14 protein-coding genes are annotated in these 19,142 nt (G+C 45.1%); 11 read left to right on the top strand and 3 right to left on the bottom strand.

The window, feature by feature from the left end:
* Positions 1–12: 12 nt before the first annotated feature.
* From murC to L4C44_RS15240, 11 genes are all read left to right on the top strand, one after another.
* Positions 13–1,473, top strand: a complete 1,461-nt coding sequence (gene murC / locus L4C44_RS15290) for a UDP-N-acetylmuramate--L-alanine ligase (protein WP_146490528.1) — start codon at positions 13–15, stop codon at positions 1,471–1,473.
* A gap of 278 nt (positions 1,474–1,751) precedes the next feature.
* Complete coding sequence (locus L4C44_RS15285; RefSeq protein ID WP_017059290.1) at positions 1,752–2,444, top strand: cell division protein FtsQ/DivIB; 693 nt, start codon at positions 1,752–1,754, stop codon at positions 2,442–2,444.
* Positions 2,437–3,705 (top strand): cell division protein FtsA, encoded by a 1,269-nt coding sequence (ftsA, locus tag L4C44_RS15280; RefSeq protein WP_010434747.1) that lies wholly within the window; start codon positions 2,437–2,439, stop codon positions 3,703–3,705. Before L4C44_RS15285 ends, ftsA begins: the two co-directional genes overlap by 8 nt.
* Positions 3,706–3,736: 31 nt before the next feature.
* Positions 3,737–4,966 (top strand): cell division protein FtsZ, encoded by a 1,230-nt coding sequence (gene ftsZ, locus L4C44_RS15275; protein WP_146490529.1) that lies wholly within the window; start codon positions 3,737–3,739, stop codon positions 4,964–4,966.
* A 96-nt stretch (positions 4,967–5,062) separates the two neighbouring features.
* Positions 5,063–5,980, top strand: coding sequence for a UDP-3-O-acyl-N-acetylglucosamine deacetylase (gene lpxC / locus L4C44_RS15270; protein ID WP_010434751.1), 918 nt, complete (start codon positions 5,063–5,065; stop codon positions 5,978–5,980).
* 388 nt (positions 5,981–6,368) lie between these two features.
* On the top strand, positions 6,369–9,095 hold the full coding sequence (gene secA, locus L4C44_RS15265; protein ID WP_061019049.1) for a preprotein translocase subunit SecA: 2,727 nt from the start codon (positions 6,369–6,371) through the stop codon (positions 9,093–9,095).
* 309 nt (positions 9,096–9,404) lie between these two features.
* Entirely contained in the window at positions 9,405–9,803 is a 399-nt protein-coding gene (gene mutT / locus L4C44_RS15260; RefSeq protein ID WP_076670693.1) for an 8-oxo-dGTP diphosphatase MutT, read from the top strand.
* A 92-nt stretch (positions 9,804–9,895) separates the two neighbouring features.
* A complete protein-coding gene (gene dapB, locus L4C44_RS15255) occupies positions 9,896–10,720 on the top strand; it encodes a 4-hydroxy-tetrahydrodipicolinate reductase (RefSeq protein WP_186728035.1) in 825 nt (274 codons plus the stop codon).
* Between the two features lie 503 nt (positions 10,721–11,223).
* Positions 11,224–12,363 carry a glutamine-hydrolyzing carbamoyl-phosphate synthase small subunit gene (gene carA, locus L4C44_RS15250; protein ID WP_048609692.1) on the top strand — a complete coding sequence of 380 codons (1,140 nt, stop codon included), beginning with the start codon at positions 11,224–11,226 and terminating at the stop codon, positions 12,361–12,363.
* A gap of 16 nt (positions 12,364–12,379) precedes the next feature.
* Positions 12,380–15,610, top strand: a complete 3,231-nt coding sequence (gene carB, locus L4C44_RS15245; protein ID WP_146490531.1) for a carbamoyl-phosphate synthase large subunit — start codon at positions 12,380–12,382, stop codon at positions 15,608–15,610.
* 194 nt (positions 15,611–15,804) lie between these two features.
* On the top strand, positions 15,805–16,584 hold the full coding sequence (locus tag L4C44_RS15240; RefSeq protein WP_428805329.1) for a TSUP family transporter: 780 nt from the start codon (positions 15,805–15,807) through the stop codon (positions 16,582–16,584).
* Here L4C44_RS15240 and L4C44_RS15235 read toward each other — a convergent pair.
* From L4C44_RS15235 to btuF, 3 genes are all read right to left on the bottom strand, one after another.
* Positions 16,535–17,380, bottom strand: a complete 846-nt coding sequence (locus tag L4C44_RS15235) for a LysR family transcriptional regulator (protein WP_060983044.1) — start codon at positions 17,378–17,380, stop codon at positions 16,535–16,537. The two genes, L4C44_RS15240 and L4C44_RS15235, sit on opposite strands and share 50 nt — an antisense overlap.
* Positions 17,381–17,588: 208 nt before the next feature.
* The gene (locus tag L4C44_RS15230; protein ID WP_146490532.1) at positions 17,589–18,206 is read right to left on the bottom strand and encodes a TRIC cation channel family protein; all 618 of its coding nucleotides are present in this window, start codon (positions 18,204–18,206) and stop codon (positions 17,589–17,591) included.
* Between the two features lie 74 nt (positions 18,207–18,280).
* Complete coding sequence (gene btuF, locus L4C44_RS15225) at positions 18,281–19,141, bottom strand: vitamin B12 ABC transporter substrate-binding protein BtuF (protein WP_428805328.1); 861 nt, start codon at positions 19,139–19,141, stop codon at positions 18,281–18,283.
* Position 19,142: the final 1 nt, after the last annotated feature.

The following is a 19,142-nucleotide window of genomic DNA, read 5'->3' as shown; positions in this document are numbered from 1 at the left end:
GAGATTGAATTGATGACGATTGAACATACCCAAGACTTAGCGCAAATCCGTGCAATGGTGCCAGAGATGCGCCGTGTTAAATCTATCCACTTCATTGGTATTGGTGGTGCTGGAATGAGCGGGATTGCTGAAGTCTTGCTAAATGAAGGTTACCAGATCACGGGTTCTGATATTGCTCAAAACCCAGTGACTGATCGTTTAGTTAGCAAGGGCGCGACCGTTTATATCGGTCACCAAGCAAGTAACGTTGCCGACGCAAGTGTGGTGGTGGTTTCAACCGCTATCAACGAAAAAAATCCAGAAATTATTGCTGCTCGTGAAGCGCGTACACCTATCGTTCGTCGTGCAGAAATGCTGGCTGAGCTGATGCGTTTTCGTCACGGCATTGCTGTGGCAGGTACGCACGGTAAGACAACCACGACTGCGCTAGTGACACAGATTTACTCGGAAGCAGGCCTAGATCCAACCTTCGTAAACGGTGGTTTGGTGAAAAGTGCAGGCACTAACGCACGTTTAGGTTCAAGCCGTATTCTTATCGCTGAAGCCGATGAGAGTGATGCGTCATTCTTACATCTGCAACCAATGGTTAGTATCGTAACTAACATCGAAGCGGATCATATGGATACCTACGGTGGCGATTTTGAAACGCTAAAGCAGACGTTTATTGACTTCTTACACAACCTGCCATTCTACGGTCAGGCTGTGATGTGTGTTGATGATCCTGTAGTGCGTGAGCTTATCCCTCAGGTAAGTCGCCAAGTGATTACTTACGGTTTCTCAGAAGATGCGGATATTCGTATTGAGAACTACGTACAAGAAGGTCAACAAGGTAAGTTCACGGTGGTACGTGAAGGTAAAGCTAACCTTGATATCACATTAAATATTCCGGGTCGTCACAATGCACTGAATGCGTCAGCGGCGATCGCTGTTGCAACAGAAGATGACATCAGCGATGAAGCGATTCTAAAAGCGATGGCGGGAACCGAAGGCACTGGTCGCCGTTTCGATCACCTAGGTGAGTACGAAACAGGTAAAGGCGTTGCTATGTTGGTTGATGATTACGGTCATCACCCAACCGAAGTTGATGTGACGATTCAAGCTGCACGAAGTGGCTGGACTGATAAACGTCTTGTGATGATCTTCCAACCACACCGTTATAGCCGTACTCGCGATCTGTATGATGATTTCGCGAACGTTCTTGAACAGGTTGATGTCCTAATTCTGTTAGATGTTTATTCTGCAGGTGAGAAACCTATTGCAGGGGCAGACGGACGTTCATTAAGTCGAACTATTCGCGGGCGTGGTAAGATAGATCCAATCTTTGTTGCCGATATCAACGCGCTGCCGTCGGCTTTAGCCAATGTAATTCAAGGCGGTGACCTTGTTTTAACGCAGGGGGCAGGCGATGTTGGTCGAGTGGCGAAGCAGTTGGAATCGTTACAGTTAGACATTAATAAAATGCAGAACGCGTAACAGAATACTGTCTACAGACTGTGGTCAATCGCTCACTTCTTGCGATTGACCTAAAATTGACCAAAAATCTTATTATCAACGTTTGATAGTTTGATTTTGCTCAGTATAATTCATAGGTTAAAGTAAGTGCTTTTACCTCTATTACGAAGATAGGGAATAGAATTGCGAACCAACGACAGGGAATGCGGGCTTTGGTAGAAAGTACTTTTAGCGAAAACCGCCACCTATTCAGTTTACCGTCGCTCAAGAAACACGCCTTAGGTGGGTCTTTTTTTGTCATGGTATTGCTTTTCATTGGGTTTCTTTTCTATACCACACTGACTTGGATGTGGGACGATCAGCGATTGCCTCTCTCCAAAATAGTACTTCAAGGCGACTTAACTTACGTAACCGCTGGTGATGTTCAACATGCGTTTAGCGAGCTAGAGCATATCGGAACATTCATGTCGCAAGACATTGGTGTGTTGCAAGACAGTTTAGAAGCGTTACCTTGGGTTTCAGTGGTCTCCATTCGTAAGCAGTGGCCAGACACAATAAAAGTATTTTTGACTGAGTACCATGCAGCAGCAATCTGGAACGGCAACATGCTGCTGAATGACGATGGTCAGGTGTTTAATGGTGATATCGGCCTGTTGAAGGGTGATAGAGTTAAGCTTTACGGCCCAGACGGCACCAGCCAAGAAGTGATAGAAAAGTGGCGACAGATAACCCCTTTGATTAACAGTCTAGGGTTAACCGTTACCTCACTCGTTCTCAATGAGCGTCGCGCTTGGCAAATAATCCTAGATAACGGTATCCGTTTAGAACTAGGTAAAGATTCTTTAGATGAGCGTGTTGAACGCTTTATTTCGCTTTACAACGAACTTGGTAGTAAAGCGAATCAAGTGAGCTACATCGACCTCAGGTATGATACGGGAGCCGCTGTAGGCTGGTTTCCAGAGCAAGAGTTAGAAGAGAGCACAGATGACTAAGACCGCAGATGACAACATAATCGTTGGTCTTGATATAGGCACTGCGACCATATCAGCTCTGGTTGGTGAAATATTGCCTGATGGTCAAATCAATATCATTGGCTCTGGGCAAAGCCCATCCAGAGGTATGGATAAAGGTGGTGTAAACGACCTAGAGTCGGTAGTGAAGTCGGTTCAGCGAGCTATTGATCAAGCAGAGTTGATGGCGGAATGCCAAATCAGCAATGTATTTATCTCGCTATCGGGTAAACATATCGCAAGCCGAATTGAAAAAGGCATGGGCACTATCTCTGATGAAGAAGTGTCTCAAGACGATATGGATCGAGCGATCCATACCGCGAAATCAATTAAAATAGGTGATGAGCAGAGAATTCTGCACGTGATCCCACAAGAATTTACCATTGATTATCAAGAAGGGATTAAGAACCCACTTGGCTTATCTGGTGTTCGAATGGAAGTCAGTGTTCACCTAATTTCTTGCCATAGCGACATGGCGAGAAACATTATTAAAGCTGTTGAACGATGTGGTCTCACAGTAGAACAAATCGTGTTTTCAGGACTTGCCTCAAGCAATGCGGTAATTACTGAAGACGAGAGAGAGCTCGGAGTGTGTGTGGTCGATATCGGTGCGGGTACGATGGATATTTCCATTTGGACTGGCGGCGCACTTCGACACACAGAAGTCTTTTCCTACGCAGGAAATGCAGTAACCAGTGATATTGCCTTCGCTTTCGGCACGCCAGTGAGCGATGCTGAAGAGATAAAAGTAAACCATGGTTGCGCTCTGAGTGAACTCGTAAGCAAGGATGACTCTGTTAACGTCCCAAGTGTTGGTGGTCGCCCATCGAGAAGTTTGCAACGACAAACTTTGTCGGAAGTGATCGAACCACGTTACACTGAACTTATGGGTCTCGTTAACCAAACTATTGATACGGTTCAATTACAGCTACGCGATGAGGGTATTAAACACCACCTTGCAGCTGGCGTCGTTCTCACTGGTGGAGCGGCACAAATTGACGGGTTGGTAGAGTGTGCGGAACGTGTTTTCCGCAATCAAGTTCGAGTTGGTAAGCCGTTAGAAGTTAGTGGCTTAACTGACTATGTTAAAGAGCCGTATCATTCTACGGCGGTTGGTTTACTTCATTACGCAAGAGATTGTCAGATCAGTGATGAAGGTGATTATAGCGAACCTAAGCGTTCAGCACCTTCTATGTCTGGTTTATTTGGTAAATTGCGTAATTGGATACAAAAAGAGTTTTAACCTGAGTTGCAGGAAAAAACGGAGATAACACATGTTTGAACCGATGATGGAAATGTCTGACGATGCGGTAATTAAAGTCGTTGGAGTTGGTGGCGGTGGCGGTAACGCTGTTGAGCACATGGTGCGTGAGTCAATCGAAGGTGTAGAGTTCATCAGTGTTAACACTGACGCACAAGCACTTCGTAAAACAAGCGTGAGCAGCGTGATCCAAATTGGTGGTGATATCACTAAAGGCTTGGGCGCTGGTGCAAACCCACAAGTAGGCCGTGATGCAGCTCTCGAAGATCGAGAAAGAATTAAAGAAGTTCTAACTGGCGCCGATATGGTATTTATCGCAGCTGGTATGGGCGGTGGTACTGGTACAGGTGCTGCTCCAGTTATTGCTGAAGTTGCGAAAGAGTTGGGTGTGCTAACGGTTGCTGTGGTAACTAAGCCATTTAGCTTTGAAGGCAAAAAGCGTTTAGCGTTTGCTGAGCAAGGTATTGAAGAGCTTTCTAAACATGTGGATTCTTTAATTACGATTCCAAATGAGAAGCTACTTAAAGTACTTGGCCGCGGCGTAACTCTGCTAGAAGCTTTCGCAAGTGCAAATGATGTACTTAAAAATGCTGTACAAGGTATCGCAGAGCTAATTACTCGCCCTGGTATGATTAACGTCGATTTCGCGGATGTTCGCACCGTGATGTCTGAGATGGGTCATGCAATGATGGGTAGCGGTATCGCAAAAGGTGAAGACCGTGCTGAAGAAGCTGCTGAAACGGCAATTTCTAGCCCACTACTAGAAGACATCGACCTAGCTGGCGCGCGTGGCGTTCTTGTGAACATCACAGCAGGCCTAGATATGCGTCTAGATGAGTTCGAAACAGTAGGTAATACAGTTAAGGCATTCGCATCTGATAACGCAACAGTTGTGATTGGTACTTCTCTAGACCCTGATATGACGGATGAAATCCGTGTAACTGTTGTTGCAACAGGTATCGGTACAGAGAAAAAACCAGACATTACATTAGTTGCTGGTGGTAAAGCTAAGGTTGCAACAACTCCTCAACCACAGGTAGCGGCTCAAACTGCACCAAAAGTGGAAGAGAAAGTGGCACAGCCATTGCAGGAAAAAACTGAGGTTAAACCTCAAGTTAAGCCGCAGCCAACAACGTCTCCTGTTTCTTCAGGTACAGGCGCTAGCCAAAGTGCAGCACCTAAAGCTGAGAAAGAGAGTGGATACTTAGATATTCCAGCATTCTTACGACGTCAGGCTGATTAACAAATACCCAAAATTTGACTATCGTCGAATTAATGGTAAAATTCGCGGTCGGTAAATACTGACCGTGATTTGTAGCACTGATAACGAGGCAAGCAGATGATCAGACAACGTACTCTGAAAGAAATTGTGAAAACAACTGGTGTGGGTCTCCACTCTGGTCGTAAAGTCACACTTACTCTTCGCCCGGCAGCTGCAAATACAGGCATTGTTTATCGTCGTACAGATGTAAATCCACCTGTAGATTTTCCAGCTGATCCAGCGTCAGTTCGTGACACTATGCTATGTACAGCTCTTGTTAATGACGAAGGCGTACGTATCTCTACAGTGGAACACCTTAACGCAGCTCTAGCGGGTATGGGCATCGATAACATTATTGTTGAAGTAGATGCTCCTGAGATCCCAATTATGGATGGTAGCGCAAGCCCATTCGTATACTTGCTACAGCAAGCAGGTGTAGAAACACTGAATGCAGCGAAGCGTTTTATTCGTATCAAAAAGCCTATCCGTTTTGAAGATGGCGATAAGTGGGCAGAATTTGTTCCATTTAACGGCTTCCGCATGGACTTTGAGATCGACTTTAACCACCCAGCAATTGAATCTGATGAGCAACGTTTGTTGTTTGATTTCTCTTCACAAGGCTTTGTGAAAGAGATCTCTCGCGCTCGTACTTTCGGTTTCATGCGTGATATTGAGTATCTACAATCTCAAAACCTAGTACTTGGCGGTAGCTTCGATAATGCTATCGTTCTAGACGAATACCGAATTCTTAATGAAGAAGGTTTACGTTTTGACAATGAGTTCGTAACTCACAAAGTACTCGATGCGATTGGTGACTTGTATATGTGTGGACACGCTATTATTGGTGAGTTCCGTGCATACAAATCAGGTCACGGCCTAAACAATCAACTACTACGTGCAGTACTTGCTGACGCAGAAGCTTGGGAATGGGCAACATTCGAAGAGGAAGTAGGCTCTCCTGTTGCATTTGCTGAGCCAGGAATGGTTCTAGCGTAATTGTTGTTTACAACAATATAAGATTTCGAAAACCAGGTCATTGACCTGGTTTTTTTGTATCTACTTTCCAGATACAGTGTTGTCAACATCCGAAAGTTGACTACCAATGGGCTACAGTCTGGCTAATCCGTCAGCAATTAGAAAGAAAAGTTCCAAGCACATCAAACAAATGGGGTTATTAATGGTCGTTGGTGTGAAAATTACTTACACTAAAGGGCATTAATTTTAACTCAAGCCTTGAAAACTCTACTCTCAAGTACAATATCAAAGATACTAGATTTATCTCAGTATCCTTGGTTAGTAACTGAAGACTAGTTCATAGCTAGTAGAGACTGACGGCATTTAAAATAGATCGCGGACGATCTGAGAACGAAGAGATTCCAAGCACATGATTACTAAGCTGCTGACAAAGGTAATTGGCAGTCGCAATGACAGAACACTGCGCCGCCTTAGAAAAATTGTAAAAGAAATTAATAACTACGAACCAACGTTTGAAGCACTTTCAGACGAAGAGCTAAAAGCAAAAACGGTTGAGTTTCGTGAGCGCTTAGATAAAGGTGAATCGCTAGACCAACTTCTACCGGAAGCATTTGCTACGGTACGTGAAGCGTCTAAGCGTGTTTACGGCATGCGTCACTTTGACGTGCAAATGATTGGTGGCATGGTTCTAAATGCTGGCCAAATTGCAGAAATGCGTACTGGTGAAGGTAAGACTCTTACAGCAACCTTACCAGCTTATCTTAACGCCCTACCTAGCAAAGGTGTTCACGTAGTAACGGTGAACGACTACCTAGCGAAACGTGATGCGGAAACAAACCGCCCATTATTTGAATTCCTTGGTATGACCGTTGGCGTGAACGTGCCAAACATGGCTCCACCAGAGAAGAAAGAAGCGTACCAAGCGGATATCCTATACGGAACAAACAACGAGTTTGGTTTCGACTACCTACGTGACAACATGGCTTTCCGTGCTGAAGATCGTGTTCAACGTGAACGCTTCTTCGCTGTTGTCGATGAAGTTGACTCAATTTTAATTGATGAAGCTCGTACACCACTTATTATCTCTGGCCCTGCTGAAGATAGCTCAGACCTTTACACGCGTATTAACACGTTAATTCCGAACCTTGAGCGCCAAGATAAAGAAGATTCTGAAGAGTACCGTGGTGAAGGTCACTACACCATGGACGAGAAGTCGAAGCAGGTTCACCTGACTGAAAACGGTCAAGAATTTGTAGAAGAGCTAATGGTGAAAAACGGCCTGATGGAAGAGGGCGATACGCTTTACTCTCCAACAAACATCAGCCTATTGCACCATGTTAATGCAGCGCTTCGTGCACACGTATTGTTTGAGAAAGACGTCGACTACATCGTTACTGAAGAAGGCGAAGTGGTTATCGTTGATGAACATACTGGTCGTACTATGCCAGGTCGTCGTTGGTCTGAAGGTTTACACCAAGCTGTTGAAGCTAAAGAAGGTGTGAAGATTCAGAATGAAAACCAGACTCTAGCATCGATTACATTCCAGAACTTCTTCCGTCTATACGAAAAACTGTCAGGTATGACAGGTACTGCCGATACTGAAGCTTTCGAATTCCAGTCTATCTACGGCCTAGAAACTGTGGTTATCCCAACCAACAAGCCAATGGTTCGTAACGATATGCCAGATGTGGTTTATCGTACTGAAGAAGACAAGTTCAATGCGATCATTGAAGACATCAAAGACCGTGTAGCAGCTGGTCAACCATCATTGGTTGGTACGGTTTCTATCGAGAAGTCTGAACTACTGTCTAACGCACTGAAAAAAGCAAAAATTAAGCACAGCGTTCTAAATGCTAAATTCCACGAAATGGAAGCAGAGATCGTTGCACAAGCTGGTATGCCGAGTGCGGTAACTATCGCAACTAACATGGCTGGTCGTGGTACCGATATCGTGTTAGGTGGTAGCTGGCAGGCACAAGTTGAGAAGCTAGAGAATCCAACCAAAGAGCAGATCGATAAGATCAAAGCTGATTGGAGAATCATCCACGATAAAGTACTTGAGTCAGGTGGTCTGCACATTATTGGTACTGAGCGTCATGAATCTCGCCGTATCGATAACCAGCTACGTGGTCGTTCTGGTCGTCAAGGTGATGCGGGTTCTTCTCGTTTCTACCTATCAATGGAAGATTCTCTGTTACGTATCTTTACATCGGATCGTATGGCTGGTCTTATCCAAAGTGGTATGGACGAAGGCGAAGCGATCGAATCTAAGATGCTTTCTCGCTCAATTGAAAAAGCACAACGTAAAGTTGAAGGTCGTAACTTCGATATTCGTAAGCAGCTTCTTGAGTACGATGATGTAGCCAATGACCAACGTAAAGTGGTTTATGAGCTTCGTGACGAACTGATGAGTTCTGACGACATCAGCGAAATGATCGAACACAACCGTGAAGACGTGTTTACTTCGGTTATCGATGAGTACATTGCTCCTCAATCTCTTGAAGATATGTGGGATATCGCTGGTCTGCAAGATCGTCTGAAGAATGACTTTGATCTAGACTTTGATATTCAAGGTTGGTTAGACGAAGACGACAAGCTTTACGAAGAAGCATTGCGTGAACGAATCCTAGGTATGGCGGTTGATTCGTACAAACAGAAAGAAGAAGTGGTTGGTGCTCAAGTACTGCGTAACTTCGAGAAGTCTGTGATGCTACAAACGCTAGATGGTCTTTGGAAAGAGCACTTGGCTGCGATGGATCACCTTCGTCAAGGTATCCACCTTCGTGGTTATGCTCAGAAGAACCCGAAACAAGAGTACAAGCGTGAGTCGTTTGAACTGTTTGAAGGCCTACTAGATGTACTAAAAACAGACGTTGTTACCATTCTTTCTAAAGTTCGCGTTCAGCAACAAGAAGAAGTTGAAAAGATGGAAGCGCAACGTCAAGCCCAAGCTGAAGAAGCGGCGCGTCGTGCAAAAGCACAACATGCAACAGCTGAAAACCAGCTAGGCGATAATGAAGCTGAAGCTGCATCTCCACAAACGGTAGTACGTGATGAGCGTAAAGTGGGTCGTAACGAACCATGCCCATGCGGAAGTGGCAAAAAATATAAACAGTGTCACGGTAAAATTGACTAAGCTTGGTGAATCGTTGCTGTAACGGATGATTGCAGTGTCGGAGGTACTCACTTACTAACGTAAGCTCCGTGCCTCCTCCTCCTCGCACTCAACACGTCACAGCTTAGCTTCACACAAACTTACTGATAAAAAGAGTCGCTTAGGCGGCTCTTTTTGTATATGAAAATAATAAGGTTTCGATGGCGTCATCCTCGAGAGTGAGGGACGAGCGAGTCGTGGACCTTTGGAACTAACAAAAGAACAGATTCCCTATCTAATTCGTTCCTCATTGTAGGGAATGACGGTAAGGGCACAAAAGGAACACCATCAATGAAAAGAATCCACATTGTAGCTGGAATTATCTTTAACCAAGATAAGTCACAGGTATTTATTACTAAGCGCCCAGACGACAAGCATAAAGGCGGTTTCTGGGAATTTCCTGGTGGAAAAGTAGAAGTAGGCGAAACCATTGAACAGGCGATGACTCGTGAACTTGATGAAGAAATCGGTATCAATGTGACTGAACAGTCTCTGTTTGAACATCTTGAGTTTGATTACAGTGACAAGTCGCTTAAGTTTGATTTCATCCTTGTGACTGATTTCGAGCAACAGCCTTATGGTAAAGAAGGGCAACAAGGTGAATGGGTCGATCTTGAATCATTGAGCCAATACGCATTCCCTGAAGCGAATGTGCCAATTTTAGAGCGAGTAATAAAAGAGTTTTCGTAATTGCTAGCCTGAGTTTGAGATTGTTGTTAGTTTAAAGAGATTAATCGATTGAACGTTGCTGCAAGAGATAAGTGGTAACGGTAACCAAAACAATGGAGATATTCGCAGTGGTAAGAATTGCAATTGCAGGAGCAGCGGGCCGTATGGGTCGCAACTTGGTGAAAGCCGCTCATCATAATTCAGAAGCAAGTGTTGGTGCTGGTTCAGAGCGTCCAGAGTCATCTTTGGTCGGCGTTGATGTTGGCGAGTTATGCGGTGAAGGTCGTTTTGATGTTGCTCTAGTGGATGACTTGTCTAAAGCGATCGAAGAGTTTGATGTGATTGTCGATTTTACTGCACCTGTTAGCACATTAGCGAATATTGAACTTTGTAAACGTCATGGTAAAAAGCTGATCATCGGTACGACGGGTTTCTCTGAAGAAGAGAAGCAGGTGATTGATGCAGCTTCAAGAGAGATGCCTATCGTAATGGCACCTAACTACAGTGTCGGTGTGAACCTGGTATTTAAGCTGCTAGAGAAGGCCGCTAAAGTGATGGGCGATTATTGTGATGTCGAGATCGTTGAGGCTCACCACCGTCATAAAGTTGATGCACCTTCTGGTACTGCGATTGGCATGGGCGAAGCGATTGCTGGTGCGATGGGCAATGAGCTAAACGATGTAGCCGTGTGGTCACGTGAAGGCATTACTGGCGAGCGTACAAAAGATGAGATTGGTTTTGCGACAATTCGAGCTGGCGACATTATTGGCGAGCATACCGCTATGTTTGCTGATATCGGTGAGCGAGTCGAAATTACTCATAAAGCCACAGATCGAATGACCTTTGCTAATGGTGCAATCAAGGCAGCAGTTTGGTTAAATGACAAACCTGCTGGCTTTTATACCATGACTGACGTCCTTGGTTTGAACGATCTGTAAATAGATATTTATGCGCTGGCAACTGCCGGCGCTTTCTTTATTTAGTCCCTTTTTTACAGTGATCCTTCTTCTACTATCCTCCTTTTACTTTCTTATTATCGTCATTTTCCCTTAGTTTAAGTGTTATTTATATTGCCTTTGGTGTGTTTTCTGTTTTAGATCTTTAAATTATCATGTTTTCTCTTTGTATTTATCGTTTGCGTTTTGTTGCTGATATTTTTATTACTCTATGCTTAGCTAAAATGAGGGGTGAAAATTAGAAAATCATAATATTCGGTTTAAATGAGCATGAAAGTTGAACTTTTGAAGCTTTGATGGTGTAAATTGGATTAGTCCTTACAAATGTTTAATTTCTTTTACGTTAAATGTTGACACGTATCACGCACATCACTAAAATACCGCCAATTTGTCTAATTTCCATAAACACGCAGTTTCTGGTGTTGCAGGAAGGTAGATTTGCAAATTAAATCAATTTTAATGCATTTTTATTTCTGGAGGTTGTCTTGAAGAAGTCAGCACTACTCGTCCTAGAAGATGGGACAGTATTTCACGGTGAAGCCATTGGCGCTGTAGGTTCTGCAGTTGGTGAAGTCGTTTTTAATACCTCGATGACGGGGTACCAAGAAATCCTCACTGATCCTTCCTATTCTCAACAAATCGTTACTCTTACTTACCCTCACATTGGCAATACCGGAACCAATTCCGAAGACGAAGAATCTTCTTCAATCCACGCTCAAGGCCTTGTGATTCGCGATCTCCCTCTAATCGCTTCTAACTTCCGTAATGAACAATCCCTTTCTGATTACCTTAAGTCGCAAAACGTTGTTGGTATCGCTGATATCGATACTCGTAAGCTGACACGTATTCTTCGTGAAAAAGGTGCTCAGAACGGTTGTATCGTAGCTGGCAACAATTTAGACGAAGCTTTGGCTCTAGCTAAAGCAAAAGAATTCCCTGGCCTGAAAGGTATGGACCTTGCGAAAGAAGTTACAACAAAAGAAGCGTACCAATGGAAACAAGGTTCGTGGACGCTTACGGGTGGACTTCCTGAAGCGAAAGCAGACTCTGAATTGCCATACCACGTTGTTGCTTATGACTTCGGTGCAAAACGAAACATCCTACGAATGCTTGTTGACCGCGGTTGCCGCCTAACGGTTGTTCCAGCTGAAACTTCTGCTGAAGAAGTACTAGCTCTGAACCCAGACGGTGTTTTCCTTTCAAATGGCCCTGGTGACCCAGAACCATGTACTTACGCAATTGAAGCGACAAAAGTGTTCCTAGAAAAAGGCTTGCCAATCTTCGGTATCTGTCTAGGTCACCAGATTCTTGCTCTTGCGTCAGGCGCTAAGACAGTGAAGATGAAGTTTGGTCACCACGGTGCAAACCACCCGGTTAAAGATTTAGATCGTGATGTTGTGATGATTACTTCGCAAAACCACGGCTTTGCTGCTGACGAAGAAACCCTTCCAGAGACACTGCGTGCAACTCACAAATCACTATTTGATGGTTCTCTACAGGGTATTCACCGTACAGACAAACCAGCATTCAGCTTCCAAGGTCACCCTGAAGCAAGCCCAGGTCCAGAAGATGCGGCACCGCTATTCGACCACTTCATTGAATTAATTAAACAGCACACAGCGTAATCCGGAGTAGTAGATAATGCCAAAACGTACTGACATTAAAAGTGTTCTAATTCTAGGTGCTGGCCCGATTGTTATCGGTCAAGCATGTGAGTTTGATTACTCTGGTGCTCAAGCTTGTAAAGCACTTCGCGAAGAAGGTTACCGAGTTATTCTTGTAAACTCGAACCCAGCGACAATCATGACTGACCCTGACATGGCTGATGCAACTTACATTGAGCCTATCCAATGGGAAGTTGTGCGTAATATCATCGCTAAAGAGAAGCCTGATGCAGTTCTACCTACAATGGGTGGCCAAACTGCATTGAACTGTGCTCTAGACCTAGAAAAGCACGGTGTTCTTGAAGAGTTCGGTGTTGAAATGATTGGTGCAACGGCTGACGCTATCGATAAAGCAGAAGACCGTTCACGCTTCGATAAAGCAATGAAAGCTATTGGCCTTGAGTGTCCAACTGCTGATACAGCGAAAACGATGGAAGAAGCTTATAAAGTTTTAGACATGGTTGGCTTCCCTTGTATCATTCGTCCATCGTTTACGATGGGTGGTACTGGTGGCGGTATCGCTTACAACAAAGAAGAATTTGAAGAAATCTGTCGTCGTGGTTTGGACTTATCTCCAACAAACGAACTTCTTATCGATGAATCACTTATCGGTTGGAAAGAGTACGAGATGGAAGTGGTTCGTGACAAAAACGATAACTGCATCATCGTATGTGCGATTGAAAACTTCGACCCAATGGGTATTCACACGGGTGACTCAATTACCGTGGCTCCAGCACAAACGCTGACAGACAAAGAATACCAACTAATGCGTAACGCATCTCTAGCAGTACTGCGTGAGATTGGTGTTGAAACAGGTGGTTCAAACGTACAGTTTGGTATCAACCCGAAAGATGGCCGTATGGTTATCATCGAGATGAACCCACGTGTATCTCGCTCTTCAGCACTAGCTTCTAAAGCAACAGGTTTCCCAATCGCTAAGATTGCAGCGAAACTGGCTGTTGGTTTCACGCTAGACGAGCTAATGAATGACATCACTGGTGGCGCAACGCCAGCATCATTCGAACCAACAATCGACTACGTAGTAACTAAGATTCCTCGTTTCAACTTCGAGAAATTTGCAGGTGCTAACGACCGTCTAACGACACAAATGAAGTCTGTTGGTGAAGTTATGGCTATCGGCCGTAACCAACAAGAATCTCTACAAAAGGCACTCCGCGGCCTAGAAGTTGGCGCGACTGGTTTTGACGAAATGGTAGACCTAGACGCACCAGATGCTCTAACGACTATCCGTCACGAACTTAAAGAAGCTGGCGCAGAGCGTATTTGGTACATCGCTGACGCATTCCGTGCTGGTATGTCGGTAGACGGTGTATTCAACCTGACGCAAATCGACCGTTGGTTCCTAGTTCAAATCGAAGATATCGTTAAGCTAGAGCAAGAACTTAAAGCGAAAGGCTTTGCTGGTCTAAATAAAGACGAGCTAAACAAGCTTAAGCGTAAAGGTTTTGCTGATGCGCGCCTATCTAAGATTCTAGGTGTAGCGGAAAGCGAAATCCGTCGTCTACGTGACCAATACGACATCCATCCGGTATACAAGCGTGTAGATACGTGTGCAGCTGAGTTCTCTTCAGATACGGCTTACATGTACTCATCTTACGATGACGAGTGTGAAGCAAACCCAACAGACAAAGAAAAAATCATGATTCTAGGCGGTGGTCCAAACCGTATTGGCCAAGGTATTGAATTTGACTACTGTTGTGTACATGCATCACTAGCGCTACGTGAAGATGGCTACGAAACTATCATGGTTAACTGTAACCCTGAGACAGTTTCTACAGACTACGATACGTCTGACCGCCTGTACTTCGAACCGGTAACTCTAGAAGACGTGCTAGCAATAGCTCGTGTTGAGAAGCCAAAAGGCGTTATCGTTCAGTACGGTGGTCAAACGCCACTTAAACTGGCACGTGCTCTTGAAGCGGCTGGCGTACCAATCATCGGTACTAGCCCTGACGCAATCGACCGTGCAGAAGACCGTGAGCGTTTCCAAGTTGCTGTAGACCGCCTAGGCCTACTTCAGCCAGAAAACGCAACAGTAACAACAATGGAGCAAGCGGTAGAGAAATCTCGTGAAATCGGCTTCCCACTTGTTGTTCGTCCTTCTTACGTACTTGGTGGTCGTGCGATGGAAATCGTATACGACGAGCAAGATTTACGTCGCTACTTCAACGAAGCAGTTAGCGTATCAAACGAATCTCCAGTACTACTTGATAGCTTCCTAGATGACGCTGTTGAAGTAGACGTTGATGCGATTTGTGACGGTGAGCGCGTTGTAATCGGCGGTATCATGGAGCACATCGAGCAAGCGGGTGTTCACTCAGGTGACTCAGCATGTTCTCTTCCTGCATACACGCTAAGCCAAGAAATCCAAGACGTAATGCGCGAGCAAGTTGAAAAGCTAGCGTTTGAGTTGGGTGTTCGTGGTCTGATGAACACGCAGTTTGCTGTTAAGAACAATGAAGTGTACCTAATTGAGGTTAACCCTCGTGCAGCACGTACGGTTCCATTCGTATCTAAAGCAACGGGTGCGCCAATCGCTAAGATTGCCGCTCGTGTAATGGCAGGTCAATCTCTAGAGTCTCAAGGCTTTACGAAAGAAATCATCCCACCTTACTACTCAGTGAAAGAAGTTGTACTTCCATTCAACAAGTTCCCTGGTGTTGACCCACTGTTAGGCCCAGAAATGCGTTCTACTGGTGAAGTTATGGGTGTTGGCGCGACATTCGCAGAAGCATACTCTAAAGCTGAATTGGGTTGTGGTCACATCTACCCTGAAGGCGGTCGTGCATTGCTCTCTGTTCGCGAAGGCGACAAAGAGCGTGTTGTTGACCTAGCATCTAAGCTATCTAAGCTTGGTTACCAGCTAGACGCAACACACGGTACAGCGGTTATCCTTGGTGAAGCGGGTATCAACCCACGTCTAGTAAACAAGGTACACGAAGGTCGTCCTCACATTCTTGACCGTATCAAGAACAACGAGTACACCTACATCGTGAACACTGCTGCTGGCCGTCAAGCGATTGAAGATTCTAAAGTTCTTCGTCGTGGCGCATTGGCTGAGAAAGTTAACTACACGACAACGCTAAACGCTGCATTCGCGACTTGTATGGCGCACACAGCGGACGCGAAGACGTCAGTAACTTCAGTTCAAGAGCTCCACGCACAGGTTAAAGCTTCTCAAGCTTAATAGCCTAAAGTGTATCGCTGTTAAGCGGACATAAATGCTCAAAGCCCACTCTCCGGAGTGGGCTTTTTTATGTCTGTTATCCAATATGAGTTTAATGGTGAAAATCTGGAATAGGTTAGAATCTTGTGTTTCGTTGTTGATCGGTTGCTCACGGTGGTAACTTGTCGCTATACGAGAACTTAAGGCGTGGGTATATGGAAATCACTCTAGAAATATTGGTTATCTTGTTTGTTGTTGCAACGGCAGCAGGCTTTATTGATGCAATGGCTGGCGGCGGTGGGTTACTGACTCTACCGGCATTGCTCGCGGCCGGAGTACCACCAACGCAGGCACTGGCAACCAATAAACTCCAAAGTTCATTTGGTAGCTTTTCTGCGAGTTGGTATTTCGTGCGCAATGGCATTGTCAGCATTAAAGAGATGCGACTCGCGATCTTTTGCACCTTTATAGGTTCAGCAATTGGTGCCGAGTTAGTCCAGCACATTGATGCGAGCCTTTTGACCAGTGTGATTCCACTGCTACTTATCGCTATCTCTCTCTATTTCTTATTAGCGCCACAAACCAGAGCCTCTGAAGGAAAACAAAAGATCTCCGAGGCAATGTTTGCGTTATGTGTTGGCGGCGGTGTTGGTTTCTATGATGGTTTCTTTGGTCCGGGCACAGGTTCTATCTTCACAGTTTGTTTTGTTGCTATTGGCCATTTTTCGTTAGTCGATGCTACTGCGCGCACCAAGGTACTTAACTTCACTTCGAATATCGCAGCCTTGATCTTCTTTATTTTAGCAGGCTTGCCAATTTGGGAGCTGGGATTAGTGATGGCGGTCGGCGGCTTTATGGGCGCCCAGCTTGGCGCTAAAGTAGTGGTGACAAAAGGGCAGAAATGGATTCGCCCCCTTGTGATCGTAATGTCGATGCTAATGGCGTCTAAACTGCTTTGGGAACAGCATCAACAATGGATTCTATCAGTGCTTTAACTCGTGGAGACTGATAGCTATTTGGTCTGACACAGATATGAATCGGTCGAATAAGGCCTTCTAGTTCTTGAAAGCTAAATAGGTATTGAGACTCAATATTGAGCGTCTTTACGATAGAGAGCGGGATTAAGGCTGGTCCAGTTCCACCAAGTGCAAGTTGCGCGGCTGCGGTATAAGCATCCATCTCCATCAAGGGTTTAATGCCAAACTTCTCTAATACAGAGAGCTGATAAGAGTTGGCAGGATTGGTCATATCGTTGGTAATCACCAATGGAGGAAGCTCCGTTAGCGGTGACTTACTCACTATGTAAAACGGCTCATCAAACAGGTGGAATGCCATCAAACCATGATGCGGTGGCAGTAAGCCAGCACACAACCCCAAAGTCGCCTTGCCAGATTGTACTCGCTCTATGATTCTCGGCGTGTGGTTGGTGGTAATGGTGATGTACTTATCTTGTTGGATAAATTGCCCCATCATTTCACCTAAATAACCCGCTATCAGCGATTTAGAGCTATCTAAAGTAATGAGAGTGGTATCTTCCAACTCTTGCTGTTCATAAATAAGACCACGAAGTTCATTGAATGTAGGGCCAATACTCTCGATTAATGCAATTGCATCCGGCGTGAGTTTTATCTGTCGGCCACTCGGTTCAATGAGCTTTTTACCTAGCTTCTTTTCTAAATTCGCAATCCGTTTGCTGACCGCTGATTGGCTGATATAAAGCAAACTGCCTGTGCGGCTCATGGTCTTTGCTTTACTCAATACCAGTAGAGTTTCGATTCCTTCGAGTAGCATTGGGTTATATTCATGAAAGTTGGGAATGATTGTGTCAACTTACCTGAAACGCAATCCATTCTCTAGACTTGAAACTAAAGCTTTGAACCAAGTTAGGTATTTTTAGTTATGCTCGCACGTGTAACGCGAGAGCATAATAATTGTGTTGGGGGGAGCTCAAATTAAGAAAGGCTCCTTTGAGGAGCCTTTCTTAATTTTTGGTAATGGTCTATTTGATGGCGAAGGTCGGCAGTGATAAGTGCCAACGAATAGCCCCAAGCCTGATCAGCAGCGTTGAGAATACACCGGCTAAAAATGCCGTCTCTGAATCGTGCCCCATGCGAATAGCCATAGTGTGGAATGCACCGCCGATGATACAAGCGGTCGCGTAGACTTCGCTTCGTAGGATCATCGGTACTTCACGGGCAAGTACGTCACGAATAATACCGCCACCACAGCCGGTGATGACACCCATGATGATGGCCACTAGTGCTGAATCTTGATAGATAAGCGCTTTTTCTACACCAATGCCAACAAACACCGCTAGGCCGATTGCATCACATACTGGCAGTATCCACCAAGCGAGACGTTTTGGGCGTCTTACAATGATCATGGTCAGCAAGCAGGTAATGATGATTACCCAAAGGTAGGTGGTGTCAGTGATCCAAAACACTGGAGTTGCACCCAATGCCATGTCACGAATAGTACCGCCGCCAATTGCGGTTACACTGCCTAGAACGGCTACGCCAAAGGGGTCCATCTTAAGACGGCCAGCGACAAAAACGCCTGAAATAGCAAAGATGGCAGTGCCAAATAAATCGATAATATAAAGCAGCATGGAGTCCATGATACTGGTGCTCTTATAGTTAAAATTGTAGGGACAGGTCGGTGGCGAATTGTACGAAAAAACGCAGCAAAAAGTTAGTGATTTTGCCTAGCTCTATCGAAGAAGTCGCACACTTGTTGGATCGCTTGCAAAGTTCTCGTTGTCGGGCGATTAATCCAATCTGAATTGAGTGACCAAATCTGATCTTGAGCGACAGCTGGGATCTCTTCTTCCCAAGTTTGCCACATGGTTCCGTTCTCGATTGCGTGCTGAGACGTGAAGATCACTTCAGGTTTCTTAAGTACAACTTGTTCGATGCCAACTTGCGGGTAAGGGGAGGCGCTGTCTTCAAAAATATTGTGACCACCACAAAAATCAAACACCTCACTTGGCCAGTGTCCTTGTGCCACGGTAATGATCGGTTTTTCACTAAGCTGATAAAAGTAGTTTACCGGTTCGGCGTCTTTATATTTTAGTCTTAACGTGTTGAGCTGTTCTTTGTATTGTTTGGCATTATTTTCACCGATACTCGGGTCGCTGGCGTATTGGCTGAGTTGTTCAATATTGGTAGCGATGCTGTCTAGACTTTTGGTTTTTGAGTAGTAAATATTGAAACCGAACTGCTCTAATTTCGCGAGTTCTCTAGGCGGGTTGCCAGCTGGCCACGCAAGAATCAGATCTGGCTGTAGTGCGATGATTTTCTCAACCTTGATGCCTTGATAGTTTGCTACCTTCTCAAGCTTATCAGCCTCTGGTGGATAATCACTTCGCTCGCTCACTGCGATAAGGTTGTCACCTAGACCTGCGCTGTATGCAAGCTCGGTTGCGTGAGGAGCGAGGCTGATAACACGTTCGGCTGTTGCTACTTCTGTCGCAAATGAAGTGGGTGCCCATAAACTGAAGCTGAGAGTGAATGCGAGGGCAGAGTATCGTGTAACAAGTTGAGAGGGTTTCACT

The sequence above is a fragment of the Vibrio satsumensis genome, assembly GCF_050337435.1.
Lineage (GTDB): Bacteria > Pseudomonadota > Gammaproteobacteria > Enterobacterales > Vibrionaceae > Vibrio > Vibrio satsumensis.
This window is presented reverse-complemented; position numbering and strand designations above follow the sequence as displayed.